We start from the raw sequence: 25,484 nt of genomic DNA, 5'->3' as shown, positions 1-25,484 counted from the left end.
GCGCGGATCAGAACCGGGTCAAGAGGTCGAGCAGCAGGCGATCCGCCGACAGGGGCGCGCCGGCGACTTCCTCGCCCGACAGCCAGCGAGCGCTGACGGCGGTGTTCTTGCCGAAGGCGTAGGCGCCGCCGACCATCCAGCCCTGGGCGTTCGTTCCGCCCATGTGGAAGTCGCTGTCAGAGAAGGCGTCCAGGACCGCGTCGGATTCCAGACGGCGATAGCCGGCGTGGACGTTCCAGTCGCCGCGCGACGCCAGGTCCAGCTTGCCCGCCGTCAGCTTGATCGCCCAGCCCGACGAACCGCCGGCCCAGGGACCGTAGACTTCCTTGACCCCGTTGGAGTTGCCCGGATCGGGTATGAAGCGCGACGGGCCCAGGTTGTTGACCGCACGCGCCCGAACCAGGGTTTCATCCAAGCCGAGGTTCTCGACATAGTCGCCCTCGATGCGGAAGCCGACGCCGTCGAAGGCGTTGAAGTCCAGGCTGGCGCGGACGTTCAGCACCTCATAAGCCGTGGCCAGACCGAAGTACTGGTTCTCCGGGCTGGTGGCCGGATTCTGCGGATCCGGCACGACGTTGCGGATCGGGAACATGGTGTTGCCGAACTGCTGGAACTGCGGACGCGTCGGATCGGTGTTGCAGACGGCTTCGTAGAACTGGCACGGCCGCGATGTCTCGCCCTCGACGCCGTCGAAGTTGAAGTAGCCGACGGCGGCGCGCACCCGGACGTCGTCGCGCGGCTTCCAGTCCAGGCCCAGTTGGGCGGCGAGCAAATACTTGTCCCGGCTCTCGAACGGACCGCCCTTGCCTTCCGGCGCGTTGCGCGAGCCGAAGTTGAAGTCGGTGTTGAAGATCGGGAAGGCGCCGGCGGTCCCAAAGACGGACAGTTCCGGGTTCAGCGCGCGACGCGCCGAAACGGCCGCGCCGTCGAAGTTGAGGTCTTCATCGAACAGAAGTTCGCCCGTCCAGAACGGATTGGCGAAGCGGCCGAAGTCCAGTGCCACGTCCTTGACCGGGGTCAGGCGGATGGAGGCGCGGTCCAGCCACAGGGCGTACTTGCCGAACTCGTCGCCGCCGCCCAGCGTCTGGTTGGTCGAAACAGGCGAGGTGTCGTTGCCCGTGGCGACGCGCAGCTCGGCCGAGATCCAGCTGTCGATCTGGGCCTTGAGGCCGAAGCGGGCGCGAATGCGGGCGCGCTGACGATCTTCCAGGGTGTTGAGATAGGCCGGTCCGACATAGCCGGGCGTCCTGTCGTTGATGTTCTGGCCCGACCCGGCGTTGATCGCGCCGTAGTCGACGAAGACGTCGGCGTTGTTGTCGTCCATGAAGACGCCTTCGCCGCGCACCCGAACATCGCCGGACAGGGTGATCCCCCGCGTCCATTGCGGCGTCTGGCCGGGCGCGGACCACCCCTGGGCCTCGGCCTGGGTTCCCAACTCGGCGCGCAGTTCCTGCTTGATCTGATCGCGAACCACTTGGGGGATGTAGGGGATGGTCTGCACCCCGTTGGCGACGCCCCCGGCCGGAACCGGCGCGGGCGCGGGAGCCACGGTCGCTTCGGCCAGCAAGGCGTCGGCCTCGGCGCGCGTGACCAATCCCTTGGCGACCATCAACTCCAGCAGCTTGGCGGAATCCACGGACTGAGCGAAGGCGGGCTGGGCGGCCAGCAGGGTCAAGCCGGCGGCGCAGGCCAGAAGAGCCGGTTTGAGACGGTTCGGACGGTTCATTACGATAATCCCCAGGGAGGTCAGGCGCCGCTTCGGGCGTTCAGTTCGATACGCATGACGGGCAGGCCGTCGGGCGGGCGGCGGGAAAGGCGCAGGCCGGTCAGGGCCCGTTGCAGGGCGGCGTCGCGTCGGGCGTCGCCCGTGCCGCGCAGGACGCGGATCGAGACGACGCGTCCTTCTGGATCGACCTCGACCGCCAGTTGGACGGAGTAGCGACCCCGGTTCAGGTCGCGATCGCCCTGGACGGCCTGGGTCACCTCGCGGCGCGTCAGTTCGCCGTAGGCGCCGAAGCCGCCGTCGCCCCCGCCCGGTCGCCCGCCGATGCGGGTTCCCGAGCCGTCGCCGCGCGCCAGGCCATAGTTGGACGGTCCGGCCCCTTCGCGGGCGGTCAGGGCGCTGTCCCCGACCGTCGGCTCCGACGGCGCGTCCGGCGGCGGAGGCGTATCCTCGACCGGCTGCTCCATCGGAGTCGGCGTGGGTTCGGGCGGCCTTTCCTGAGGCTGGACCTCGGGCGGCGGGGGCGGAGGCGGCGGGGGCGGCAGGACCACCCGCACCGTCTTGTCCTCGCGCTGACGCTCGCTGATCGAGGCGGGTCGCAGGAAGGTCGCCGCCACCAGGGCGGCCAGCACAGCCGCCACGCCGATCACCGGCCAGTTGATCCTGCGCCGAGGGCGCGGCGGCGGCGGATCATCCGCCATGAAGGCGTAGGTCATGGCGCTCAGGCTCCTCCGCCGGGCGGACGGGTCGAGGCCATGCCCAGGCTGGCGACGCCGACCTTGGAGCAGACGTCCAGCACCTGCATGATCTGGTCGTACTGCACCGCCCGGTCGCCGCGCAGGATCACCGGCAGGTCCGGCGTCGAAGCGATGGAGACGCGCAGTTCCTGCTCCAGCTCGGCCATCGAGACCGGAACGGCGTCGATGGACACCGTTCCGTCGTTGGCGACCGCGATGACCCGCGACTTGGGCTGGTCCAGCACCTGGGAGGCCGAGGCCGACGGCAGGTCGACCTTGATGCCCTGCACCGCCGCCGTGGTCAGCAGGATGAAGATGATCAGCAGCACGAAGGTCAGGTCGACCAGAGGCGTGATGTTGATCTCGTTATAGGGTTTCTTGCCCTGAACCTGCATGGATCAGCGCTCCCCTATTCCGCCGCGAGGGCGGCGGCAGGAGCGTCCTGCCAGGTTTCGGCGATGCGCTTTTCCAGCTCGTCGACGAAGATCTGGTTGTCGGCGGTGACGTCCTCGACCCGGCTCGACAGGTAATTGTAGCCGAACAGGGCCGGGATCGCGACGGCCAGGCCGGCGACGGTGGCCAGCAGGGCCGCGGCGATGCCGGGGGCGATGGCGTTGATGTTGACCTCACCCGCCGCCGCCACCGAGGCGAAGGTGATCATGACGCCCAGGACCGTGCCCAGCAGGCCGATGAAGGGACCGCCCGAGATGGCGATGGTCAGCAGCACCATCCACTTGTTCAGCTTCTGGCTCTCGCGCACCTGGCCAGCGTCCAGGGCCGAGCGAATGGCGGCGATCGACTGCGGACGGACGGCGAAGCGGCTGCCGGATTCCTTGCCCTCCGCCAGACGCATGCCCAGCTCGTGGCGACCGATCTGATAGAGGCGCGCCAGGGGCGAGTTCTCGGTCAGGGCCTGCGGCAGGGCGCCCAGGCCGTCATGGCCGCTGGAGGCGCGCGCAGACTGGCGATAGGCGTCCAGGAAGGCTTCATTGGCGCGGGCCGTGCGCCCCAGCATCATGCCCTTGGAGATCATGACCCAGACGGCCAGGGCCAGCATGAAGGCCAGGATGACGATGACGACCCAGGCATCGACCGTCAGCGCCTTGAATAGGATGCCGAAATAGTTGTGGCCGCTGCTCTCGGTCTGCTCCGCCGTGTCGAAGGTCAGCAGCTTGGCGCCCTGCCCCTCGCTGGCGGCCGCCAGTTGGAAGGCGGCCTGCGGCAGGGCGACGCCCGCCACGCGGAACTCGTCGATCTCGCCGGCGAAGCCCTGCCCCAGGACGGCGGGACCGGCCGCCAGCGCGCCCGCCACCTCGCCGGCCGGCTGGCCGTTGATGAAGAGGGCGGACTTCTGACCGTCGTTGACCAGGGCGACATGGGTCCAGGTTCCGGCCGGCAGGGCGGCGCCCGCGCTGCGTTGGCCAGCGGCGTCGAGGAACAGGGTCGCGCCTTCCGAGATCAGAACGAGACCCGGCAGGCCCAGCAACTGGCCGTCCGAACCGGGCTTGACCCAGAAGCTGATCGAGATCGGTCCCTGGGCGAAGGCTTCGGCCGGAACCGACACGGCGGCCGCGCCGTCCAGCGTCAGGCTCTGACCGATAAGGCCTGCGGGATTGCGGCCTTCGCCGCCTGCCCCGTTCAGCCCGTTGCTGGTGACGTCGCGCGGGGCGCCGGCGTTGTCGAAATGCCAGACCAGACGATAGTCGGGGCCGAAGGTCCCGGCGACGTTCTGCCCAGGCTCGGCCTTCTCATTGCCGTAGTAGGCGTAGATGGCCGCTGCGGCGCCCGGCTTCAGGTTCGACACATCGACCCAGATCAGGGCCTGTTGTTCGTCCGGCGCCCACTTCTCGATGTGGAAAGCCAGAGGCGTGCGGTCGTCGCCCGCCACGAAACGCAGGTCCGAGGCGTCCTTCTTGACGTCGGCGAAGTCGAAATTGCCGGTGTGGAGTCGGACCAGGACGGGCGCGCGCGCCACCTCGCCGGTCACGCCCGCCGCCTGGGCGTTCAGGTTGATCTTGGTGCGGTAGGCGTAGTCCGCCTGCCACCAGCCGGCGGCCGCAACCGGAGCGGCGGCCCCGATCAGCACGGCGGCGGCGAGGCCGCCCAGCAGCCCCTTGGTCTTGGTCAATGCCATCAGAATTCCCCCCAGATGCGGAAGCGAACGGAAACCAGACCGACATCGCGGCCCGGCGTGGAGATCAGGGGCGTGCCGACATCGACGGCCCCGTTGAGGTAGCGGAACAGGCGCGCCCGGCCGCCGACGCCTGCGCTCATCAGAAGGTTCTCTTCCTTCTGACCCGGCAGAGGGTCGTGAATTCCGGCGAAGCCCGCGTCCCAGAAGCCGTAGAGGCGGACCTCATCCACCCCCGGCCAGTCGGACAGCAGAGGCGGCGAGCGCAGCTCGATCTGGGTCGCCAGGCCGAAGTCGCCCATGGCCTCGCTCTCGCGATAGGCGCGGACGGTGCTCTGGCCGCCGATGCCGAACTGTTCGTTGGAGATCAGGGGCCGGTCGGTCCACTGGGCCGTCAGCTTGGCCATCAGTTCCAGATCATGGACGACGCGCTCGGTGTGCGAGGCGTCCAGCTTGACCGCGAAGAAGCTCTGACGGGCGTTGTAGCGCTTGGCGTCGAACGCCCACTTGTCGTCGCCCAGACCGCGCAGGCCCATGACGGCGCCCAGCGTCAGATCGCTGCGGCGCGTCTCGCCCGTCCAGTCGCCGCGCCATGAGGCCATGACCGGGAAGTATTCGATCGGCGCCGCGGCCCGATCGGCGCCGAGGATCACGTCTTCCTTGAAGTTCTTCCAGTCCGCGCCCAGCGTCAGCGAGTGATAGAAGCCGTCGCTCCCGCCCAGCGAGCGGATGTAGCGCAGCCCCGCCAGATCGCCCTTGCCGATGACGTTGGTGCCGCCGACGACGGCGATCTCGCTGTCGGAATGGACGGCGTAGGCCAGCAACTGCGAGCCGACGCCCAGCCGCATCATGTAGTTGCCGGAATAGACGGTGCCGTCGTCCGGGCGCTCGGGCGCGGTCTGGGCCGACAGGCTCAGGCTGTCGCCCCGCCCCCACAGATTGTCGTGCCGCAGGCTGGCCGAGGTCCGCAACTGGGTGGTCGAGGCGCTGGAGTAGTTGTTCAACTCCAGCGAACCGTGCCAGGGCGAGCTCTCCTCGACCGACAGCACGACATCCAGGGTTCCGGGCGCCGCGCCCGCGCGCAGTTCCGGCGTCACCCGGCGGGTCGGGTTCTGGTTCAGCGCCACGACGTCGCGCTGGAAGTCCGGCAGGTTCGGCGTCCGGCCCGGCGTCAGCGACGGCGCCTGGGCGCGCAGAACGTCGGGCTTCCTGGCGCCTTCGATCAGAACCTGGCCGATCGTCTGTTCCGCCACCTCCAGCATCAGGACGCCGCCTTCGACCGACTGCTCCGGAATGAAGACGGACACGGCGACGAAGCCGCGCTCCTCATAGGCCGCCTGAAGCGCCGAGCGTGCCGCCTCGACGTCGTCGGAGCTCCGGTCCGGCCCCATGAAGGGATAGACGGCCCGCTCGACCACGTCCGGCGCCAGGACGGTGTTGCCCTTCACCTGGAAGGCGCGGACGTCGAAACGTCCTTCGTCCCTGGCCGCGGCGGGCGAGGCGTAAACAGCCAGAACGGCGGCCAACGCCAAGGCGCCGGCCGCGCCCTTCAGCGCGTGATGTCTCTTGTAATCTTGCATCAATCCCCCGTGACGGTCGGAGGCCGAAACCGCCGACGCCTCGCACTCGGTCGTCAGGGGAGAGACACGCGCGCCGGAGACAGGCGCAAAGATTTAGCGTGAAGATTTCGCGACGGTTTTCAGTCGCTTGCGTGCAAGTTCGTCAGGTCACCAGAACGATATCGCCGGGCATGTGCGCCACACGCACCCCATAGGCCAGCCGCATCTGATCAATCACCTGATCAATGCGATCCGTGTGGAAGGCGCCGTTGACGCGACGATTTCTGAGACGGGGATCGGCGATGACGATGCGGCCTGTGCGATAGCGGTTGATCTCCTCGATCACGTCGCCTAGGCGTTGATCCTTGAAGATCAGCAGGCCGCGCCGCCACGCCGCCTCGGCCTCCAGATCAATGGCGTGCGACGGTTGAAGGCGCTCCCGGTCATAGGTCACGCTGTGGCGCGCCGGCAGAAGCGCAGCCTGGCCGCCGGACACGACGCGCGCCTCGCCTTCCAGGCAGGAGACCCGAACCTCTCCATCCAGGCAGCGCATCGCCAGACGCGCCTGGGTCGCCGTGGTTCTTCCATCCTGGGCGAAGATCGACAGGGGCGCGTCCGGCCGATCGATCGTCACCGCCGCCTCTCCGGTCAGCAGTTCGAACGCGCCGGGTCCATCCTGGGGACGCAGGGCGATCCGGGTCAGGGTATTCAGCTCCACCGAGACGCCTTCCGCCAGGGCGATACGCCGCGTCTCGCCCTTGGTCGTGGCGAAATCGGCAGGCGGCGCACCGAAACGGGTCGCCCCGGAACGCAGCGCCACGACCGACAGACCTGCGGCCGAGGCCGCGATCGCCCCGCCGACGACCATGCGGCGACTGAATCCGCGGCCCGTGGGGGCGGAAACGCCTTTCCTTTCAGTCCGGAGTTCCTGCGCCGCATCGCGCGCCAGGCCGTGCAGGCGGGCGGCCTGACGGAAGGCGGCCTCGTGGCCTGGATCGCCGTTGCGCCAGACGGCCAGGTCCAGGGCGTCGTCCTGCGTCGCCTCGCCCGACATCAACAGGCGCACCCAGGCCTGCGCCCGTTCGGCGACCGCGTCGCTCACGTCCTGCTCTCGCCGATCATGCCCGGCCTCCGAGACGCCGCCGTTATTTGCGCTCCTGTTAGTCATGACACGCCATCTCGCGAACGGCGCAAGCTTATCACCTTGGGCTGGGCTAAATTCTTCTGCAGGACTTCGGTCGCCAATTTCAGTTCGTGCTGAACCGTCCGCTGGGCCAGTCCGTGCCGCTCCGCGATCTCCGCCGTCGACAGGCCGTCCAGCCAGGCGGCCGTGCAGATGGTCAGGCGGCGCGCCGGCATCCGCGCCATCGCGGCCTTGACCGTCGCCAGATCGGACCGCGCCTCGGCGACCGAGGCCGGATCGGGACTATCGTCCGGCACGTCCAGAAGAGCGGCCACCTCGTCGAAGCCCAGCAATCGACGATCCTTGCGACGCGCATTGGCCGCGATATTCAACGCCATGCGGAACAGGTAGGCCGTCGGGTGTCGCACCTCGTCCTGCGGCCCCCCGCCGGACAGCTTCACATAGGCGTCCTGAAGCGCGTCCCTGGCCATCTCGCGCGAGCCCAGACGCACGCTGAGCCCCGTCAGAAGGGTCTCGTACTTGTCGACCAGATGCCCTCTCAAGCGGGCGGCGGCGTCCGTCACCATGCCTCCGCCTCACCCTTCGGCGCGGGTGTTCGCGGCGTATCGCAGCGGCACGATCAGGTCGATGGCACCCGGCAGGGTCGCGGGCAGGACAGGCAGGGGCTCGGCCCGACGCAGGGTCTGCAGGGCGGCTTCATCCAGGGGGACCACGCCCGAACTGGTTTCGATCCAGGCGTCCATGACCCGCCCGTCGCGGCGGACGATCACGCCGACACGAACCACGCCGTTGGGCCGGGCCGAAGCCAGGGCGGCGGGATAGGCGTGAAAACGCGCCAGGTGCGTCTCCACCCGGCGATAATAGTCCGACACGGCGCCGGGATCGGGCGCCGCGACCGACGCCTGCGCCTCTCCGCCCGCGACGGCCGACGCCTGGGTCGCCGCCGACAGGCCCAGCGAAGGCGTCGGCGGCGCTGGAGAGGTCTGTTCGGATCGGTCCGTCGCAGACAGCACCTCATCCGTCTTCAGGCTCTTGCCGGCTTGCCTGGACGGCGCATTGATCAGTTCGACGGTGATGGCCCGAGGCTGTTCGAGGGGGATCGGCGCGCCCTGCGGCACGGTCGCGGACGCAAGGAACATGACCGCCGCCCCGCCATGCAGGACCGCCGACGTCGTCGCGCCGATAAGCCAGTTTCGCGTCATGGGTGGAGGCCGAGCCCTGAGGGTTGCCGAAGCGCCCCTTCCTAAACCGCCGCCGACGACAGAACAGTGACGCTGATATGTCAGCGACGCGGACGGACGCGAAACTCGATCCGCATCGGCTGCGGCAGATCGGCGGGCGGCGGCGGAAACACTAGATGGGAGGCGAAATCGACAAAGGCCGCATCACGTCCGGCGTCGCCAGACCCTTGCAGGATATCCGCCTTTCGCGCCGCGCCGCTGTCCGCCACCCACAGTCGGATGCTGACCACATAGGCATCCGCTGACAGGGCCGCATCGTTCCTCAGGCTTTCCACCACATGCCGCTGGACCGTCTCCGCATAGGCCCTGGCCGCCGCGTTCGCTCCCGGTCGCCCGACCATGGGCGCGGCCGTCGCCGTGATGGGATTCAGGGTCACTGCCGATCCCGAACCGGCGTAGATCACCACGGCCCCGCTCGCCGTGAACCGCGCCGACAGGCCGGTGCCGCCGAGCATCAGCGCCAGCGCCTCTCGCGGCCGCATCACGCCCGCCACGGGCGTGGAACGACGCCCGGCCGCCAGGGCGCTGTCGTACAGCATCTGAAGTCCGGTCGAGACCGAGAAGGCCGCCAACGCCTGATCCAGGGGCTGCGCCGTCATGTCGAAGCGACGGGCGTCCTGATCCTCCGACGCGCGAGCGGAAGCGACGACGCCGAACATCGCCGCACCAGCCATGCCGGCCAGCCAGAACCTGCGCGTCACGCCCCGCATGCCTCCTCCTTGCGCGCCCGCACTAGCACGCCACGTTTCAGGAAGGGACAGGGATCGAGGACCGACGCGCCGTTCCCGACGCGTCGATCCCCTTCAGACTTCGCCTAGAACCGATAGCGCAGGCCGACGCCATAGGTCGCCGGGGCGCCGACCAGACGCGAGGCGCCGTTCAGTTCCGGGAAATAGACCTCGTCGGTGATGTTGCGGCCATAGGCGTAGACGGCCCAGTTCGAAGCCGTCTCCAACTCCATCCGGGCGTTCAGCAGGGTGTAGGCCTCGGCCGTATTGCCCGGCGTCGCGTTCAGGCGGTTGCTCTCCTCGCCGTGGTGCGAAACCGACACCCGCGTGCCCAGGCGCCAGCCGTTGGCCAGGGTCAGGGCATGGTTCAACGACACGGTCGCCGTGACATCGGGCGCGCCCGGCAGGGGGTCGCCGACGGTCGAAAGCACTTCTGCCACCCGCGCCGAGGAGAAGGAGATGATCTCCGTGTCCAGGAAGGACGCCGCCAGGTCGAGGTCCAGGCTCTGGTTCACGGTCTCGAACAGCAGGGCGTTGACGGCGAACTCCACGCCCTTGCTCTCGGCCTCGCCGACATTGGCCCGGCCATTGGTGTCGTTTGCCAGGCGGGTCGTGGCCTGCAGTTCCTTGAACTCATACGAGAACAGATCGACCGACAGGCGCAGGCGATCCGTCGTCCAGCGCAGCCCGGCCTCATAGGCGGTCACGGTTTCGGAATCGAACGGCAGGGTCTCTTCTTGGGTGAAGATCGAGGTGCCGTCGAAGCCGCCGCCGCGATAACCGGTTCCGGCCGAAACGAAGACGTTCAGGTTCGGCGTAAAGGCGTACTTGGCCGTCACCCGTCCCGAAACATTGTCGTCCTTGAAGCTGCGGTCCCAGACGAAGGGATTGGTGGTGGCGAAGGTCGTGGTGAAGGTCGAGATGCCCCACGGATCCAGGTCGTCGTTGCGGCCGCTGAAAGTCGCCTCGTCTCGCGTGTAGCGAAGGCCGCCGGACAAGGTCAGCTTGTCCGTCAGGTCATAGTCGACCTGGCCGAAGACGGCGAAGCTGTTGCGCGTCTGCTTGTGCAGGTTGTCGTACTTGGTGCGCGCCGTATAGCTGGTCCAGTGGGTGTCGAAGTCCACGTCGTCCGAGACGTAGAAGGCGCCCGCGATCCAATCCAGCCGACCGCCGGTGTCGTCGCTGAGACGCATCTCCAGCGAGGTCTGGCTCAGCTTTTCATCGGCGTCGAAGCGCGAAGCCGGATAGGGCGAGCCGTCGCCGTTGCCCTGGATCGATCGGGTCGTGCCCTGGAAGTTGCCGATCACCGCCAGGTTCAGATTCTCGCCCAAGCGATGCTGCAGCGTCCCCGACAGGCCATAGATGTCGATCTCGTGGGTCGGATATTCGGCCGAGTAGAATTCGTAGGGGTCGTCGTTCTCCCCGGCGTTGGCGATATTGCTGTCCTTGGCGGCCGATATGCGGTCGTACTGCCGCGTGTCGCCGCGGTCCCGACTGCCGAACAGCTTCAGCGTCAGTTCCGTGTCCGGGGTGAAGGCGAAGCCGAAGGTCGCGCGACCGGCGAACAGGTCCTTGTCGCCGAAGCCTTCGCGGCGGCCCGGATCGACGATCGGCGGCACCTGGGTCTGGATCACCCCGCCGATGACCGGACGATAGCCGGCCAGCTTCCCTGCCCCTGCGCCGGTCATGAAGCCCCCGCCCTGCTCGGCCAGAACCGCCAGGCGCACGCCGACCTTGTCCCCCAGCGGGCCGCCGACAGCGGCTTCCATGGCCGTATAGTCGTAGCTGCCGAACTCGATGCGGCCGCTCCCCTCCACCGTGTCGCCCGGTCCCTTGGTGATGGCGTTGATCACGCCCGCCGTGGTGTTGCGGCCGTACAGAGTGCCCTGCGGCCCCTTCAGGATCTCGATCCGGTCCAGGTCGAACAGCGGCATGCCCAGATAGGCGTTGGAGGTCTGATAGACGCCGTCGATATGCAGGGCGACCGAAGGGTTGCCGTTCGGCTTGTAGTCGTCTGCGCCGCCCACGCCGCGAATGCTGATCAGGCCGTAGTTGGCGCCGCCGAAGGCGTAGTTGACGGAAACGCCCGGAACCTCGTCCACCAGGCCGGTCACGCTGCCGATGCCGCGACGCGAGGCGTCGTCGCCGCTCAGGACGGTGACGGCCAGCGGCACATCCTGGATGCGCTGGGCGCGCTTCTGGGCGGTGACGATCACATCCTCGATCGCAGTGGCGCCTTCGGCGTCGATATCGGCGCGGGCGACCGCAACAGAAAAGGTGCGTGCGCCGACCGACGTCACCGTCAGGCCCGTGCCCTCCACCATGCGACGCAGCGCCTCGGCCGGCGACAGGACGCCGACGACGCGATTGGCCCGCCGTCCGCGCACCGTCTCGGGCGCGAACAGCACCTGGACGTCGGCGGCGCGCGCCAGGTTTGTCAAACCTTGCTCCATCGACTGGCCTTCGATGGCGAAGGCGACGGAAGCGCCGCCCTGCGACTGGGCGAGAACCGGCGTCGCGGCGAAGATCGCCGCGACGGCCGAACAGGCCAGCAGCGTGCGTTTGAAAGCGCCGATACGCGGCTTGGAAATGAACATGGGTAGCCCCTGAAATCTGGTCAGCCGCTCGTCGTCGGCTCCCCCTCAGAAACGGGAGGCCCCGCCCGCCTCCTCACCCCGTCTTGGAAATTTCATCAAAGCGTCGCCGCACGGTCAGGCGAGCCGATCCGCCAGACTCCGTCCGCGGTCCGTCGCACCGACAGGTCGAAACCCTGGGCGAGGGCCAGGGCGAATTCCCGGCCCCCGTCGTATCGGAACGAGCCTGAAATACGGACATCGCCCGCCGCCTGGTCCTGCAGGACCAGGCGTTCGGAAGAATAGAGATTGAACCGCTCGACCACCTCGCGCAGCGGACGGTCGCGCACCACCAGGCGCCCAAGCCGCCACGCCGTCTCGGCCTCGACATCAGCCTGGACGACTGTCCGTCCCTCGGCGCTCTGACCTGCGATCAGGGAAACCGGCGGCTTCCCGTCGCGACGATCCGATATCCGCAGTCTTCCCTGCTCGACGACCGTCTCGGGCCGTTCGGCGCGATAGGTCGTCTGGAAACGCCCCTGCTCGGTCGCCAGGACCTGGTCGCCGACCTGCAGGACAAAGGGCGCCGTCCCCGCACGAACATCGAAATAGGCCTGGCCGGTTTCAAGCACCGCGCCGCGCCGATCGCCGGCGTAGTCGAGCCGCAGTCGGGACGAAGGCGCCAGGGTCACTTCCGACCCGTCCGGCAGGGGGGCGGTCAGCCTCTGCCCCGCCTGGGTCGAGATCAAGGCCCGCGCAGACGACGGCGACGTCATTACCCACAACCCGCCGCACGCCGCCGCGACGGCGCCGCCGGTCAGGCCGAACAGGGCGCGACGGCGCGTCGTAAGACGCTCATCGCGCCTCAGGGCCGCCGCCCGCAGGGCCAGAACTTCCGGCTCGCCCGCATCCATGTCCAGCATCCGCCACGCCTCGAGACAGTCGCGGTAGGCCTGCATGTTCGCCGCGCCTTCGTCCAACCACCGATGGAAGAGGGCTTCATCCTGCGGACTGGGCGCATGGCCGCCGTTCATGCGCGCGAACCAGAAGGCGGCAAGGTCGGCCTCGGACGCGTCTGGCGAGAGAGGATCCTGCCGCATCAGCCCTCCCCCTCGATCAGCTTCACCCTGAGGGCCGACATCGCCCGCACCATGTGCTTCTCGACCGCGCTGACCGAGATGCCCAGCCGATCGGCGATCTGGGGATAGGTCAGGTTCTCGAAGCGGCGCAGGATGACCACCTCGCGCGCCCTGGGCGGCAGCGTGTTCAGGATCGCCAGCATCCTTTTCAAGCGCTGCTTTCCGGCGACGATCTGTTCGGCGTCCGGTTGGTCGCTTTCAGCGACGACCTCGTTGATCTCGACATGGAGCCCCCGCCCCCGCGCCTGGTCATAGCGTCCGCGATCCCGAGCGATGTTGGCCGCCGCTTCGAACACATAGCCGTCGACGTTGCCAAGGCTCAGCAGATCGGCTCGACGAAGCAGGCGAAGGAAAAGTTCCTGAACCATTTCCTCCGCATCGGCCGCAGATTTCGTGCGCCGCAAGAAGAACTGGGTCAGGGGGCCGCGCAGGCGTCGCGTCAAGGCGGCGAACGCCTCGTCCTGCGCCGCGCCGGACGGCGCGCCTCCCATGTCGTACGGCTGACTCGATGACTGGCTCACGAGGCGCGCTGATGACGGCGCCGCGTCACCGCCTGATGTCGGTCGCACGACATTTCCGTATCAGCACTGAAGTCGAAACGTCACACGGCGTCGCTATGGGCGGACGGCACCCGCTTTCGAGACCCCGCGCATGAAGATGTTCAAATCCCTGGCCGCCGCCCTCGCCCTCGGCGCCGCCGTCATAGGCTCGGCCGCCCCGGCCTGGGCCGAAATCTTCACCATCGCCGTGGTGTCGGACACGCAGAACTATTCCGACGTCACCCTGCCCCAACCGCGCGGCGCCGACACCTTCGCCCAGCAGATGCGCTATCTGGTCGAAACGCGCGAAGAAAAGAACCTGGCCTTCGTCACCTTCGTCGGCGACATCGTCCAGCACGGCGACGGCCAGTTCCAGAGACCCCGGCCCGGCGCGGAGGGCCAGTTCGACCGCTTCGACACGCGCGAGGAATGGGACATCGCCAACCGCTCCATCTCCATCCTGTCGAGCAGCGGCCTGCCGTTCGGCATGGTTCTCGGCAATCACGACTACGACAACTATTCCTGGTGGATCGGCGACGGCCCGGGCGCGTCCAAGCCCCTGGCCGGCGGCCGCGCCTGGACCTTCTACTTCGGTCCCCAGTCCCGCCATTTCGCGGACAAGGCCTGGTACGGCGGCGCCTCGCCGAACGGGTTGAACAGCTTCCAGACCTTCACGGCCGGCGGCCTGTCCTTTTTGCATCTGTCGCTGGAAATGCAGCCGCCCCAGGTCACGCTGGACTGGGCCCAGGGCGTGATCGACGCCCACCCCGACGCCGCCGTCATCCTCACCACTCACGAATGGCTGAAGCCCGACGTCCAGGAACGCTCCAACGGCTATGACAGCTATTTCGCCGGGGCCGACAACCTGCCGCCGGACCAGGTGTGGGACCGCTTCGTCCGCAAGAATCCGATGATCTTCATGATCCTGAGCGGGCACAACTACACCCGCCCGGTGGACGGCGTGTCGAACGGCGAAAACCTGCGGATCGACCGCAACGACGCCGGCCGGCCGGTCTATCAACTGATCCAGGACTATCAGGGCAATACGGTCGGTCCGGACGGCCTCGCAGGTTCGGCCAACGGCGGCGCGGGCTGGTTGCGCTTCATGGCCTTCGACACCGAGGCCAGGGTGATCCGCTTCTACACCTATTCCACCCTCCTCGACCGCCATGCGGGCCGAAACGGAGAGGCCACGTTCGGCGTCGCGCCGGAACGTTCGGAATTCGAACTGCCCTTCCCCCCGCAACTGTCCCGCTAGATTTCGACGACTTTGCTTTCTGGTCTGATCTCCGCCCCGATCCGTTCGCGGGCAGCGGCCATGATCCTGGAGGCTTCGATCAAGGTGGGTCCGGCGCAATAGAGGTAACGGCTCGGAAAAACGAACAGCCGCATATGATCGCGCACCGCTCGCAAGGCCGGGTGCGAGACGACGCGGTCGTCCAGCGCCCCTGCGCCGTGCCGCCCTTCGCTCACGAACAGCACCCGGGGCGGGTCGGCGACGAGACGCTCCAACGAAACCCTGCCCCAACGCCGGACGCCGAAACGCGCCGCGGCGTTCTCGAACCCCATCCGGTCGAGCAGTTCGTCCATCAGGGTTCCCGCGCCCGGACAAAGGCCGTCATGCTGATAGATCAGGGCCGTAGGACGCGAAGCGGATAAGCACGCCGGCTGATGGCGGATCATGGCGGCTTCAATCGCCGCGACCAGCGTCTCGCCACGCTCCGGCCGACCGACCAGCTCTGCGATCGTCCTGACCTGCTCCATGCTGTCGGCGATGGTTTCAGGCGGAGGGAAGGCTGAGAGTTCGAGGCCCAAACGGGTCAGCGCCTGGCGTGTATGCAGGCCCGTGCGACGGCTGGCCAGGATCAGGTCCGGCTCCAGACGCATCACCTCCTCTGCCGTTTCTCCGACGACGTCGAAGGCGACAGCTTCGGCCGTCACGGTCGATGTGTCTGGGTCGCGCGAATAGCGGCTCAAAGCCACGATCCGATCAGCCTCCGCGACCCGTAGCAGGACAGCGTCCAGGCAGGCGCCGAGAGAGACGATCCGACGAGGTTCCACCCTCGCTTGTCTCGCGACGCGTGGCTCAGACCCACCCTGGCCCGCGCGGGAGGCGGCCGAGGCGATCGCCGCTCCCGCCGCGACCGAACTGGAAACCGCCGCCGTGATCAGGGATCGCCGCGATCCCGTCATCAGAACTCCACGCCCGCCTGGGCCTTCACGCCGCTGCGGAAGGGATGCTTCACCAACCCCATCTCCGTGACGAGATCCGCGGCCTCGATCAGTTCCGGCTTGGCGTTGCGCCCGGTGATGACGACATGGGTGTCAGCCGGTCTGGCCGCCAGAACCGCCAGCACCTCTTCGACCGGCAGATAGTCGTAGCGCAGGGCGATGTTCAGTTCGTCGCAGACGACCATCTTCCATTCGGGGTCTAGGATGCGCGCCTTGGCCGCCTCCCACGCCTCGCGCACCTTGGCGATGTCGCGTTCGCGGTCCTGGGTGTCCCAGGTGAAGCCTTCGCCCAGCGGCCGCATCTCCACCAGATCCGGAAAGGCGTCGAACACCGCCTGCTCGCCGGTTTCCATGGCCCCCTTGATGAACTGGATGATCGACACCTTCATCCCATGGCCGATCATCCGGCAGACCATGCCCAGGGCGGCCGTCGTCTTGCCCTTGCCCGTCCCCGTGTGAACGATGACCAGGCCGCGCTCGACGGTCTTGGACTGCATCATCCGGGCCCGGGCCGCCTGGATCTTCCTCATCTTCTCGGCGTGGCGGTCGTTGTCGTCGGTCACGGTCATGGCGAGCCTTTCATCAGGTCGGAAAGCAGGGTCTGGGCGCTGTTTGAGCGCGGGGTCCATAGACGGCGCTCGATCGCCTCCGACAGGCGAGCGGCGACGTCGCGCAGCGCATCCGGATTGGCGTCGCGCAGGAAGGCGCGCACCGCCTCGTCCTCGATGAAGGCGCGGTGGACGAGATCGAAATGGCGGCTCTTCACCGCATCAGTGGCGGCGGCGAAGGCGAACAGGTAGTCGACCCCCGCCGCAATCTCGAACGCCCCCTTGTAGCCGTGACGCATGACGCCTGCGATCCACTTGGGATTGACCAGACGGGCGCGCAGGGTGCGGGCGATCTCGTCCTCCAGGGTGCGGATCACCGGCCGTTCCGGTCGCGAGTGGTCGTTGTGATAGACCAGCGGCGCGACGCCCTTCAGAGCCTCGACCGCCGCCGTCATCCCGCCCTCGAACTGATAATAGTCGTCGGAGTCCAGCAGGTCGTGCTCGCGATTGTCCTGGCTGTGGATCACGGCGTCGACCTGCCTCAGTCGAACCTCCAGACCCCGCCGGTCGTCCGCTCCCTCCTGGCCCGCGCCATAGGCATAGGCGCCCCAGACCATATAGGCTTCGGCCAGATCGCCTCGCGCCTCCCACAGGCCTTCGTCGATCATGGCCTGCAGTCCCGCTCCATAGGCGCCCGGACGCGAACCGAAGACGCGCGTTCCGGCACGGCGCGCCGCCTCGGTCGGAGACGCCCCGGCGGCTGCCTCAGCCAGGCTCTCGGCCCTAAAACGGGCTGCGGCGGGATTGTCCTCTTCCGGTTCATCCAAGGCCTGAACGGCGCGCGCAGCCGAATCCAGAAGATCGATCTGCTCCACGAAGGCGTCGCGGAAGAAGCCCGAGATACGCACGGTGACGTCGACCCGGGGCCGTCCCAACGCCGCCAACGGCAGGATCTCGAACCCCGTCACCCGGCCTGTCGTCGCCTCCCACGTCGGGCGCGCGCCCATCAGGGCCAGGGCCTGGGCCACGTCGTCGCCTCCTGTCCGCATGTTGGACGTGCCCCAGGCCGACAGGGCGACAGCTCGCGGATAGTCGCCCGTGCGCTGCAGGTGATCCTCGACCAACATCTGCGCCGAGGCCCAGCCCAACTTCCACACCGTCGGCGTCGGCACGGCGCGCGTATCGACCGAATAGAAGTTGCGCCCCGTCGGCAGGACCTCGGGCCGCCCGCGTGTGGGCGCGCCCGACGGCCCCGGCGTGACAAACCGCCCGTCCAGCCCGGCCAACAGCGCCTCCATCTCCGCCCCGCCGCAGGCGTCCACACGCGGCGCCAGGTCGGCGGCGATCATGGCCAGAACCGAAGCCGTCTTCGTCCAGCCCGGATCGACGACCACGCGTTCCGCGATCAAGTCCGCGCACAGGCCCTCCAGCCGCTCGACCGTATCCCCGCAGGTCCGCCAGGCCTCTTCGCTCATCTCCGCCAGGACGGCCGGGCGCAGGCCAGACCATGGATCGCCCAGACGACAGTCCAGCGGATCGAAATTCAGCCCCAGATCGTCGGCGAGCGCTCGCGGCAGCGAGGCGTCGCCGTCGCGTCCCAGTCGGCGAGGGATACGCGCCAAGGCGGCCAGAAGGTCTGTCCGCAAACGCCCCTGCGGCGAACGCGAGAAGACATGCAGTCCGTCGCGGATCTGCATCTCCTTCAGTTCGCACAGATAGTTGTCGAGCGCGGACAGGGCCTGATCGCCGTCGGACAGGTCCGCGCCGCAGTCGACGTCCAGGCCTTCGCTGGCGGCCAGGGCCAGGATGTCGTCGCGCAGCGAGGTCAACCGACGCGGGTCCATCCCCGCCGCCGCATAATATTCATCGACCAGGCCCTCCAGCGTCCGGAGCGGTCCATAGGTCTCGGCCCGCGTCAGGGGCGGCGTCAGATGGTCGATGATGACGGCGCCGATGCGCCGCTTGGCCTGCGCGCCTTCGCCCGGATCGTTGACGATGAAGGGATAGAGCTGGGGCGTCGCCCCGGCGATCGCCTGGGGGAAACAGCGCGGCGACAGGGCAAGGGCCTTGCCGGGCAGCCATTCCAGATTGCCGTGCTTGCCCATATGGACCATGGCATGGGCGTCGAAGTCGCGCCGCAGCCAGGCGTAGAAGGCCAGGTATCCATGAGGCGGAACCAGGGCCGGATCGTGATAGCTGCCCTTGGGATCGATATTGTAGCCGCGCGCCGGCTGGATCCCGACCGTCAGGTTTCCAAACCGATGGAGCGGCAAGCGAAAGGCGCCTTCGGCAAAGAAGGGATCCTGCTGCGGCGCGCCCCAGCGTTCATGAACCGCCGCCCCGACGGCCGGATCGAGATCGGAAAGAAAGGCCACGTAGTCGCCCAAGGACAAGGCCGGAGCACCGGCCTCCGTCGTCTTGCCTCCGGCGTTGGTCGGTCCCGCCAGGAGGCAGGCCATCAGCGCGGTCCCGTCTTCCGGCCCATGCCCGACATCATAGCCGGCCTCCCTCATCGCCTGGATGACGCAGGCCGCGCTTTCGGGGGTGTCCAGGCCGACGCCGTTGCCGATACGGGCGTCGCGATTAGGGTAGTTGGCCAGGATAAGAGCGACGCGCTTTTGCGAAGCGGATGTCCGCCTCAATCGCGCCCAGGCCGTCGCCATGTCCGCCGCGTGAGCGATCTGGATCGGGTCGGGGTCATGCCCCACCACCGCGCACTCGGTCCGAGGATCGAACCGCTCCTCGGCCTTGAAGGCCACGGCGCCCGCCAGGATGCGGCCGTCCACCTCCGGCAGGGCGACGTTCATGGCCAGGTCCCGCGCCGCGAGCCCGCGCGCGCTGTCGATCCAGGCCGCGCGGTGCGTGGCCGCGAAGACCAGCTGCAACACCGGGGCGTCGGCCTTGTCCAGAACGCCCCGTGATCGCTCCTGCCCCGGCGCCGCCGTGGCGAAGGCGGTGGCGTTCAGTACGACCTGGGGCGGGCAACGACGGAACAGGTCGCCGATCAATTCGGCGGCGAAACCGTTCTTCAGGCTCTGCACATAGATCGGCAACGGGTTCAGCCCCCGCGCCGACAGCGCCGCGAGCACCGCCTCCACCGCCTGCGTCTGTCCGGAAAGGAACAGGGCGCGATAGAAGATCACCGCCGCGACCGGAGCCCCTTCGACCCACCCGGCCTTGAGATCGTCCAGCGAAGGTCCCGCGTGGCCCCGCAGGAAAAGGCCCGCGTCCAGCACGGGCGCGGGTTCACGCCAGGACTCGCCGCCCTTGTCCGTCCAGCCGATCAATTCCGCCGCATAACGCAAGGCGTTCGTCGCATTGACGAGCCCGCCCGCGCGCAGGAACTGCGCCAGGCGTCGTCGCGCCTCCGCCGGCGCCGTGGTGAGTTCCGCCGACTCAGCCTCCCCCGCCCCGTCGTCCAACAGGGCGATGAAGGGCAGGCCCCGCAGGCGGCATTCGCGCCGGATCTCATCGAGGCCGTAGGGCCAGTAGCCGCGCCCGCCCAGCAGACGCACCACCACCAACCTGGCCCGCGACACGACCCGCTCGACATAGAGGTCCACCGACAACGGGTGCTTGAGATGCAACAGATTCGCCAGACGCACCGAAGGAAAGTCGTCGAGCAAACCGGCGGCCGCCGCCGACAGGCAGGCCAGGTCCGTATCATTGCTGGACAGGATGACGATGTCGCCGGGGCTCTGCCCCAGGTCGATCGCCTCCTCGCCGTCCAGGACGGCGCCGGCCTGGACCGCCAGCAGATGCATCAGGCGTCCGTCGCGATCAGGGCTTCCTGCATGCGCGGCGTCACGGCGGCGCGGTCCACGCCTTTCTCCGCGATCACGACCAGACGGCTGACCCGCGCCTCGCCCGCGCGCCAGGGTCGGTCGAAGTAGGTCTGGATGCGCGGTCCAACGGCCTGAAGGATCAGACGCGACGGCTTGCCCTTGACGGCGACGACGCCCTTCAGGCGCAGAATGTCGTGCTCGGCGATCACGCCCGCCAGTTGATCGGACAAGACTTCAGGCGAGGCGATCTCCTCTCCGGAAACCACGAAGGTGTCGAAATCGTCGTGGTCATGATCGTCGTCCGCGCCGTCGTGGTGCGAAGGACGGCTGTCCAGATCATCCTCGGCCGCCACGCCGAGCCCCAGCAGGACGGCGGGATCGACCCGCCCATGGGCGGCGTGGATCAACTTGGCGCCGGGCCGCATATGGGCGCGCACCTCGGCTTCCACCCTGACCATGACTTCGGCGTCCAGCAGATCGGTCTTGTTCAGCACCACCAGGTCGGCGCAGGCCAACTGCTCCTCGAACAACTCCTCCAGCGGGGTCTCGTGATCCAGGGTCGCGTCAGCGCGGCGCGCCTGGTCCAGGGCGGCCTCGTCATGGGCGAAGCGTCCCGCCGCCACGGCGTCCGCGTCGATCAGGGCGATCACCCCGTCGACGGTGGCGCGGGTGCGGACTTCCGGCCAGGTGAAGGCCTTCACCAGCGGTTTGGGCAGGGCCAGGCCCGAGGTTTCAACCAGGATATGTTCCGGCGGATCGGCCCGGTCGATCAGCTTGCGCATGGTCGGCAGGAAGTCGTCGGCCACGGTGCAGCAGATGCAGCCGTTGGCGAGTTCGACGATGTCGTCGTCCGAGCAGGTCTCTATGCCGCAGCCGCGCAGGATTTCCCCATCCACGCCCACGTCGCCGAACTCATTGACCACCACCGCCAGGCGGCGCCCGCCCGCGTTCTCCAGCAGGCTTCGGATCAGGGTCGTCTTGCCCGCGCCCAGGAAACCGGTCACCACCGTCGTCGGAATTTTCGCCATCAGCCGTCCCTCGTGATCATCCATCGAGGGCAATGACGGCGTGAAGGCGCAGGCGCACGCGAAAGCGCGGCCGGTCGCCGTTTCGCACCGTCCGGCGCCCTCCGCACCGTCGTCGTCTGTCGCGTCAGGTCGGTCTCCTGGCTCAGGCCCTATCGCATCGGCGCCTTCCCGGAGCGCTGGGCTCCAGTGGCGTTCGCCGCGCGGTCGACGGACCCTTACAGTTGCGGGGGCAGCTGCGGATTTGGTCTGACGACCGCACCGCATTCCCAAGGAGGACCGAAGCCCTCCAACCTTGACGCTCGCGTCGATAGGCCGGGCGACGCCTGCGGGTCAAGCCGACGACATCAAGCTTGGCGGGCCGCCGGATTGGGGATATGGCCTATTCATGGGACAGGCCCTGCGGCCTGCCTCTGACATCGCGCCGGCGCCCGCGAGGGCTCTACGGGAACATCGGTGAGGCGTTCGCGCCGGGTCCGAGGCTGTCCCTGCAACTGTGAGCGGCTAGTGCGATGCGCATCGTGGTCCCGGCCCGCCGAAAGGCGTCGGGATCGCAGCCACTGGGGCTCGCCCTGGGAAGGCCGCGCATCGCGCATTGATCCGCAAGCCAGGAGACCGGCCGTCGCGAGTCGCTCTTGCCCGGGTCCAGGGGATGGTCCAGGCGCGGAACTCCGTCTGAGCGACGACGAAGCGGCGGAGAGCCGCATCGACCGGTCCGGCCGGGCGCCTTCTCGCGTCCTGCGCCCGCCGGCGCGTCGACCGCCGGGCGCCTTCCCAGGTTCCGGAGGACGCTCTCCGTCATGTCGCACGGACGCTGATGGAGGACCGCGTGTCCCATATGATTTCGCGCGCCGCGATTGCGGCCGCCCTCGCCTGCTCGCCTGCCGTCGCCCTGGCTCAGACTTCGACCCAAACGCCTCTCTCCACCGATCAGGCCCACGCCGTCGCCGATGTGGTCGTGACGGGTCAAAGCCTTGAAGAGACCCTGCCCAAACTTCTGTCGGACCATGGTTTCGACGTGGAGACGATCAGTGCGCGCCAACTGCGCGACCGCGGTTTCGTCGATGTGTCCCAGGCCATCGAGATGCTGGTCCCCGGCGCCTTCATGACCACCCAGGCCGGCCCGTTCAGCTATGTGAACCTCTCGCTGCAGGGATCGCGGAGCAGCGACGTCCTGTGGACCATCGACGGCGTCCGCATCAACAACCGCCTGTACAACTCCACCAGCCCCGCCGACACCCTGCCCGCGGCCATGGTCGAGCGGATCGAGGTGCTGAAGGGCGGCCACGGCGTCCTGTACGGCACCCAGGCGGCCGCGGGCGTCGTCAATGTCGTCAGCCGTCCGTTCAGCCGCGACCTGACCGGCGCCGTGAACCTCGGCGCCGACACGAACGACGGCCTTCATGTGAACGGCGCCGTCAGCGATGCCTTCGGACGCCACAAGTTCGTTGTCTGGGCGTCCAAGGACAAGAGCGACGGCTACGACCTCTATGACGCCTATCAGCCGGACGTGACCGACAAGAAGCGCGGCTATGACGTGCTGAGCGGCGGGGTGAAATACGGCTATGACTTCACCGACGACCTGTCGCTGACGTTGCAGTACATCCGCACCGCGGCCGCCCTGGACTACCCCAGCCAGTCCGGCGTGTCCGTGAATGACCGCGACGAGACCATCGGCATCGTCCGCCTGGACTACACGCCTGACACCGGCCCTCAGTTCTTCCTGAAATCCTATTATCACCAATGGGATACGGACTATTACACCCGCCCGAACCCGTCCAGATACTGGGGTTACAAGGATTTCGGTCTCAGCGGCCTGGCCCGGTTCCGCACGCGGCTCGCCGACTATGATCTCGGCTATGACTTCCAGAACTACAAGGGTCGCGACGAAGTCCTGCTGATCGAGGGCGAGACCGAACAGGTTCACGCCGTCTATGGCCAGGTTCGAACGACCGAGGCCTTCTCGTCCCGCGCCCGCCTGACCGCCGGCGCTCGCTACAACCATGCCGGCGGCGCCGACACCGTGGTCTGGAGCGCCTCGGGCGTCTATGACCTGACGGACAGTCTCTATGTCGAAGGGTCCGTCGGCACGTCCTTCCTGCTGCCGGACGCGGAGAAGCTATACGGCGTCGATCCCTGCTGCACGCGCGGCAACCCGAACCTCAAGCCTGAAGAGAGCCTGAACTTCAACCTCGCTTTCGGCGGCCGGCTCGACGCCGCCCGGCCCCTGTCATGGCAGGTCACGGCCTATAGGCGCGAAGTCAAGAATCTGATCGCCGCCGACAACAGCAACCCGCCGGACGGCTTCGACGGGATCTACGTCAATATTAACGGCAAGACCGATGTTTCCGGCGCCGAGCTGACGGTGCGCGGAGACCTGGCGCGATCGTTCAACTACACCCTGGCCTACAGCTATAGCCGCGAAAGAGCGCGCACGACGGGCGTGCAGATCGCCGGGCGCCCCGAACATTCGGCCAAGTTCAATCTGAACTACGCCCCGGTCGATCGCCCGTTCGGCGCTTCCGCCGCCGTCAAATACGTGGGCCAGACGGAGAACACGGTTTCCGGCTTCGGCGTCCAGCCCTACGGCGACTACGCCGTGGTCGATCTGTCCGCCCACTGGTTCATCGACGGCGAGGCGCGGCGGACGCGCCTGAACCTGCGGCTGGAGAACGCCCTGGACGAGGACTACGCCACCTCTGTCGCCTCGGCGGTGCTGCGCGGTTCCAGCCCCAGCCGCCGCTTCCTCTATCGCCGCCTGGGCATGCCCCGCACGGCCTATGTCACCCTGGGCTACAGCTTCTGATGCGCGGCGCCTCCCTTGCGACGCAGGGCGGAACGCCCCGCGCGCCGAAGACAAGAGGCCCTCTGTTCCGCGCCCTGATGGTGATCCATCGCTATCTGGGCGTGGCGACCGGGGTGCTGATGACGGTCTGGTGCCTGTCGGGCTTCGTCATGATGTACCAGGGCTATCCGGCCCTGACCGAACCGGAACGCCTGGCCGGTCTGCAGCCCCTGGACCTGCACGACTGCTGCGTCGTGCCTGAACTCGATCCGGAAGATGCGGCGGCCCTGTCCGGTTTCCGCATCGAGATGCTGGACGGCCGCCCGATCCTGCGGGCGGCCATGGGACGCGGCTCGGCGGGGAAAACCTATGACCTGACCACCGGCCTTCCCTTCGGCGATATCGACGCGGACATGGCCGGCCGCATGGCGCGACGACAGGCCGAGGCGCTGGAGATCTGGGCCGATCCCGCCTGGGTTCGGCCGATCAGGCAGGATCAATGGACCGTCCAGTTCGCCAAGCGTCATCAGCCCCTCTATCAGGTCCGCTTCGACGACCCGCGACGCAGCGACATCTATGTCTCCGGCGTCAACGGCCAGGCCTTTCAGCACACCAATGCGCGCGAACGTCTGCTGGGCTGGCTGGGCGCTGTGCCTCACTGGCTCTACCCGACCGTCCTGCGCCAGAACGGCAAGCTGTGGAACGACGTGGTGGTCTGGACCTCGGTCGCGGGCTCGTTCCTGACCGTCACCGGCCTCTATGTCGGCGTCGTCCATTTCGGACGACGCCGGAACGGGCGCATGTCGCCGTTTCGGGGTCTATGGTTCTGGCACCATATGATCGGACTGATCTTCGGCGTCCTGACCCTGACCTGGGTGTTCAGCGGCCTGATGACCATGAACCCCTGGGGCCTTCTGGAAGGGGGCGGCGACCGTCCGGTGCGCCAGGTGCTGACCGGCGAGGCGACGGGCGAGCAATTCCGGCAAGCCCTGACCGACGCGGCCCGCATCACGCCCGACGCTAAGACGGCGCAACTGGTCGCCGTCCCCATAGCGGGTCAGGTCCGCCTGGCGGCGGTCCACGGCGACGGGAGCCAGGTTCGTCTCGCCCCCACGGGCCTCCCCGATCCCGTGACCGAGGCCGAGGTGCGGAGCATGCTGGCGCCGCTGAAGCCCGTCTCGATCGAGCGCCTGACGCGGGAAGACGCCTACTACTACGGGCGCAAGGGCGATCGGCCCGCCCTGCCCGTCTGGCGCGCCGTCCTGTCCGACGCCCAGAAGACCCGCGTCTATCTGGACGCCGACACGGGACAGGTTCGCCGGGTGGTCGATCGCGACGGACGATGGTCGCGCTGGATCCGCAACGGCCTGCACGGCCTGGATTTCGACGGTCTGCGGACGCGCCCGATCTGGGATCTGGTGGTCCTGCCCCTGCTGTTCGGCGTCACCCTGGTCTGCGCCACCGGCGCCTGGATGAGCTTCCGCCGCATCGGGCGCGACATCTCGGGCCTGAGCCATGCTCTGACTGCAGCCCGGACGAGCCGACGCCGCCGCTCTCCCTTTCCACAATCCCCCGCCGACCATGAGAGGAACTGA

19 protein-coding genes and 2 riboswitches are annotated in these 25,484 nt (G+C 68.0%); of the genes, 3 read left to right on the top strand and 16 right to left on the bottom strand.

Going from position 1 to position 25,484, the window contains the following annotated elements:
• Window positions 1–7 precede the first annotated feature (7 nt).
• The 12 genes from ABIE19_RS11160 to ABIE19_RS11105 form a co-directional block, all read right to left on the bottom strand.
• The gene (locus ABIE19_RS11160) at window positions 8–1,726 is read right to left on the bottom strand and encodes a putative porin (RefSeq protein ID WP_354089275.1); all 1,719 of its coding nucleotides are present in this window, start codon (window positions 1,724–1,726) and stop codon (window positions 8–10) included.
• A 20-nt stretch (window positions 1,727–1,746) separates the two neighbouring features.
• A complete protein-coding gene (locus ABIE19_RS11155; protein ID WP_354089274.1) occupies window positions 1,747–2,439 on the bottom strand; it encodes a TonB C-terminal domain-containing protein in 693 nt (230 codons plus the stop codon).
• A 5-nt stretch (window positions 2,440–2,444) separates the two neighbouring features.
• Window positions 2,445–2,855 carry an ExbD/TolR family protein gene (locus tag ABIE19_RS11150; protein ID WP_354089273.1) on the bottom strand — a complete coding sequence of 137 codons (411 nt, stop codon included), beginning with the start codon at window positions 2,853–2,855 and terminating at the stop codon, window positions 2,445–2,447.
• A 14-nt stretch (window positions 2,856–2,869) separates the two neighbouring features.
• Window positions 2,870–4,594, bottom strand: a complete 1,725-nt coding sequence (locus tag ABIE19_RS11145) for a DUF2341 domain-containing protein (RefSeq protein WP_354089272.1) — start codon at window positions 4,592–4,594, stop codon at window positions 2,870–2,872.
• Window positions 4,594–6,171: a ShlB/FhaC/HecB family hemolysin secretion/activation protein gene (locus ABIE19_RS11140; protein WP_354089271.1), complete on the bottom strand. Its 1,578-nt coding sequence runs from the start codon at window positions 6,169–6,171 to the stop codon at window positions 4,594–4,596. Before ABIE19_RS11140 ends, ABIE19_RS11145 begins: the two co-directional genes overlap by 1 nt.
• A 142-nt stretch (window positions 6,172–6,313) precedes the next feature.
• Window positions 6,314–7,252, bottom strand: a complete 939-nt coding sequence (locus ABIE19_RS11135) for a FecR family protein (RefSeq protein ID WP_354089270.1) — start codon at window positions 7,250–7,252, stop codon at window positions 6,314–6,316.
• A 62-nt stretch (window positions 7,253–7,314) separates the two neighbouring features.
• Window positions 7,315–7,860 (bottom strand): RNA polymerase sigma factor, encoded by a 546-nt coding sequence (locus ABIE19_RS11130; RefSeq protein WP_354089269.1) that lies wholly within the window; start codon window positions 7,858–7,860, stop codon window positions 7,315–7,317.
• 9 nt (window positions 7,861–7,869) lie between these two features.
• Window positions 7,870–8,496, bottom strand: a complete 627-nt coding sequence (locus ABIE19_RS11125; protein ID WP_354089268.1) for an energy transducer TonB family protein — start codon at window positions 8,494–8,496, stop codon at window positions 7,870–7,872.
• 80 nt (window positions 8,497–8,576) lie between these two features.
• Window positions 8,577–9,245 (bottom strand): STN domain-containing protein, encoded by a 669-nt coding sequence (locus ABIE19_RS11120; protein WP_354089267.1) that lies wholly within the window; start codon window positions 9,243–9,245, stop codon window positions 8,577–8,579.
• A gap of 104 nt (window positions 9,246–9,349) precedes the next feature.
• On the bottom strand, window positions 9,350–11,860 hold the full coding sequence (locus ABIE19_RS11115) for a TonB-dependent receptor (protein ID WP_354089266.1): 2,511 nt from the start codon (window positions 11,858–11,860) through the stop codon (window positions 9,350–9,352).
• A gap of 95 nt (window positions 11,861–11,955) precedes the next feature.
• Complete coding sequence (locus ABIE19_RS11110) at window positions 11,956–12,936, bottom strand: FecR family protein (RefSeq protein ID WP_354089265.1); 981 nt, start codon at window positions 12,934–12,936, stop codon at window positions 11,956–11,958.
• The gene (locus ABIE19_RS11105; RefSeq protein WP_354089264.1) at window positions 12,936–13,496 is read right to left on the bottom strand and encodes an RNA polymerase sigma factor; all 561 of its coding nucleotides are present in this window, start codon (window positions 13,494–13,496) and stop codon (window positions 12,936–12,938) included. Before ABIE19_RS11105 ends, ABIE19_RS11110 begins: the two co-directional genes overlap by 1 nt.
• A gap of 130 nt (window positions 13,497–13,626) precedes the next feature.
• Here ABIE19_RS11105 and ABIE19_RS11100 point away from each other — a divergent pair, with 130 nt between their 5' ends.
• Window positions 13,627–14,772: a metallophosphoesterase gene (locus ABIE19_RS11100; RefSeq protein ID WP_354089263.1), complete on the top strand. Its 1,146-nt coding sequence runs from the start codon at window positions 13,627–13,629 to the stop codon at window positions 14,770–14,772.
• Here the strand turns inward: ABIE19_RS11100 and ABIE19_RS11095 are convergent.
• The 4 genes from ABIE19_RS11095 to cobW all read right to left on the bottom strand — a co-directional run bounded on the left by ABIE19_RS11095 (window position 14,769) and on the right by cobW (window position 21,107).
• Window positions 14,769–15,575, bottom strand: coding sequence for an ABC transporter substrate-binding protein (locus ABIE19_RS11095; RefSeq protein WP_354089262.1), 807 nt, complete (start codon window positions 15,573–15,575; stop codon window positions 14,769–14,771). The two genes, ABIE19_RS11100 and ABIE19_RS11095, sit on opposite strands and share 4 nt — an antisense overlap.
• 131 nt (window positions 15,576–15,706) lie before the next feature.
• On the bottom strand, window positions 15,707–16,315 hold the full coding sequence (cobO, locus tag ABIE19_RS11090) for a cob(I)yrinic acid a,c-diamide adenosyltransferase (protein ID WP_354089261.1): 609 nt from the start codon (window positions 16,313–16,315) through the stop codon (window positions 15,707–15,709).
• On the bottom strand, window positions 16,312–20,058 hold the full coding sequence (gene cobN, locus ABIE19_RS11085) for a cobaltochelatase subunit CobN (RefSeq protein ID WP_354089260.1): 3,747 nt from the start codon (window positions 20,056–20,058) through the stop codon (window positions 16,312–16,314). Before cobN ends, cobO begins: the two co-directional genes overlap by 4 nt.
• Window positions 20,058–21,107 (bottom strand): cobalamin biosynthesis protein CobW, encoded by a 1,050-nt coding sequence (cobW, locus tag ABIE19_RS11080; protein WP_354089259.1) that lies wholly within the window; start codon window positions 21,105–21,107, stop codon window positions 20,058–20,060. Before cobW ends, cobN begins: the two co-directional genes overlap by 1 nt.
• A gap of 111 nt (window positions 21,108–21,218) precedes the next feature.
• A riboswitch (cobalamin riboswitch) is annotated at window positions 21,219–21,417 on the bottom strand.
• Between the two features lie 95 nt (window positions 21,418–21,512).
• Window positions 21,513–21,742: riboswitch (cobalamin riboswitch) on the top strand.
• A gap of 200 nt (window positions 21,743–21,942) precedes the next feature.
• Here cobW and ABIE19_RS11075 point away from each other — a divergent pair.
• On the top strand, window positions 21,943–23,910 hold the full coding sequence (locus ABIE19_RS11075) for a TonB-dependent receptor plug domain-containing protein (protein WP_354089683.1): 1,968 nt from the start codon (window positions 21,943–21,945) through the stop codon (window positions 23,908–23,910).
• A complete protein-coding gene (locus ABIE19_RS11070) occupies window positions 23,910–25,484 on the top strand; it encodes a PepSY domain-containing protein (protein WP_354089258.1) in 1,575 nt (524 codons plus the stop codon). Before ABIE19_RS11075 ends, ABIE19_RS11070 begins: the two co-directional genes overlap by 1 nt.

The organism is Brevundimonas faecalis, from assembly GCF_040549405.1.
GTDB lineage: Bacteria > Pseudomonadota > Alphaproteobacteria > Caulobacterales > Caulobacteraceae > Brevundimonas > Brevundimonas faecalis.
Note: the sequence above shows the minus strand (reverse complement) of the source record. Positions and strands in the feature narration are given on the sequence as shown.

What these genes read in the sequence shown, in the direction of transcription:
- ABIE19_RS11140 (WP_354089271.1), bottom strand. Translation starts at nt 6,171, where the DNA reads ATGCAAGATTACAAGAGACATCACGCGCTGAAGGGCGCGGCCGGCGCC.
- cobW (WP_354089259.1), bottom strand. Translation starts at nt 21,107, where the DNA reads ATGGCGAAAATTCCGACGACGGTGGTGACCGGTTTCCTGGGCGCGGGC.
- ABIE19_RS11130 (WP_354089269.1), bottom strand. Translation starts at nt 7,860, where the DNA reads ATGGTGACGGACGCCGCCGCCCGCTTGAGAGGGCATCTGGTCGACAAG.
- ABIE19_RS11070 (WP_354089258.1), top strand. Translation starts at nt 23,910, where the DNA reads ATGCGCGGCGCCTCCCTTGCGACGCAGGGCGGAACGCCCCGCGCGCCG.
- ABIE19_RS11155 (WP_354089274.1), bottom strand. Translation starts at nt 2,439, where the DNA reads ATGACCTACGCCTTCATGGCGGATGATCCGCCGCCGCCGCGCCCTCGG.
- cobO (WP_354089261.1), bottom strand. Translation starts at nt 16,315, where the DNA reads ATGACCGTGACCGACGACAACGACCGCCACGCCGAGAAGATGAGGAAG.
- ABIE19_RS11160 (WP_354089275.1), bottom strand. Translation starts at nt 1,726, where the DNA reads ATGAACCGTCCGAACCGTCTCAAACCGGCTCTTCTGGCCTGCGCCGCC.
- ABIE19_RS11100 (WP_354089263.1), top strand. Translation starts at nt 13,627, where the DNA reads ATGAAGATGTTCAAATCCCTGGCCGCCGCCCTCGCCCTCGGCGCCGCC.
- ABIE19_RS11145 (WP_354089272.1), bottom strand. Translation starts at nt 4,594, where the DNA reads ATGGCATTGACCAAGACCAAGGGGCTGCTGGGCGGCCTCGCCGCCGCC.
- ABIE19_RS11120 (WP_354089267.1), bottom strand. Translation starts at nt 9,245, where the DNA reads ATGCGGGGCGTGACGCGCAGGTTCTGGCTGGCCGGCATGGCTGGTGCG.
- ABIE19_RS11115 (WP_354089266.1), bottom strand. Translation starts at nt 11,860, where the DNA reads ATGTTCATTTCCAAGCCGCGTATCGGCGCTTTCAAACGCACGCTGCTG.
- ABIE19_RS11150 (WP_354089273.1), bottom strand. Translation starts at nt 2,855, where the DNA reads ATGCAGGTTCAGGGCAAGAAACCCTATAACGAGATCAACATCACGCCT.
- ABIE19_RS11075 (WP_354089683.1), top strand. Translation starts at nt 21,943, where the DNA reads ATGATTTCGCGCGCCGCGATTGCGGCCGCCCTCGCCTGCTCGCCTGCC.
- cobN (WP_354089260.1), bottom strand. Translation starts at nt 20,058, where the DNA reads ATGCATCTGCTGGCGGTCCAGGCCGGCGCCGTCCTGGACGGCGAGGAG.
- ABIE19_RS11125 (WP_354089268.1), bottom strand. Translation starts at nt 8,496, where the DNA reads ATGACGCGAAACTGGCTTATCGGCGCGACGACGTCGGCGGTCCTGCAT.
- ABIE19_RS11110 (WP_354089265.1), bottom strand. Translation starts at nt 12,936, where the DNA reads ATGCGGCAGGATCCTCTCTCGCCAGACGCGTCCGAGGCCGACCTTGCC.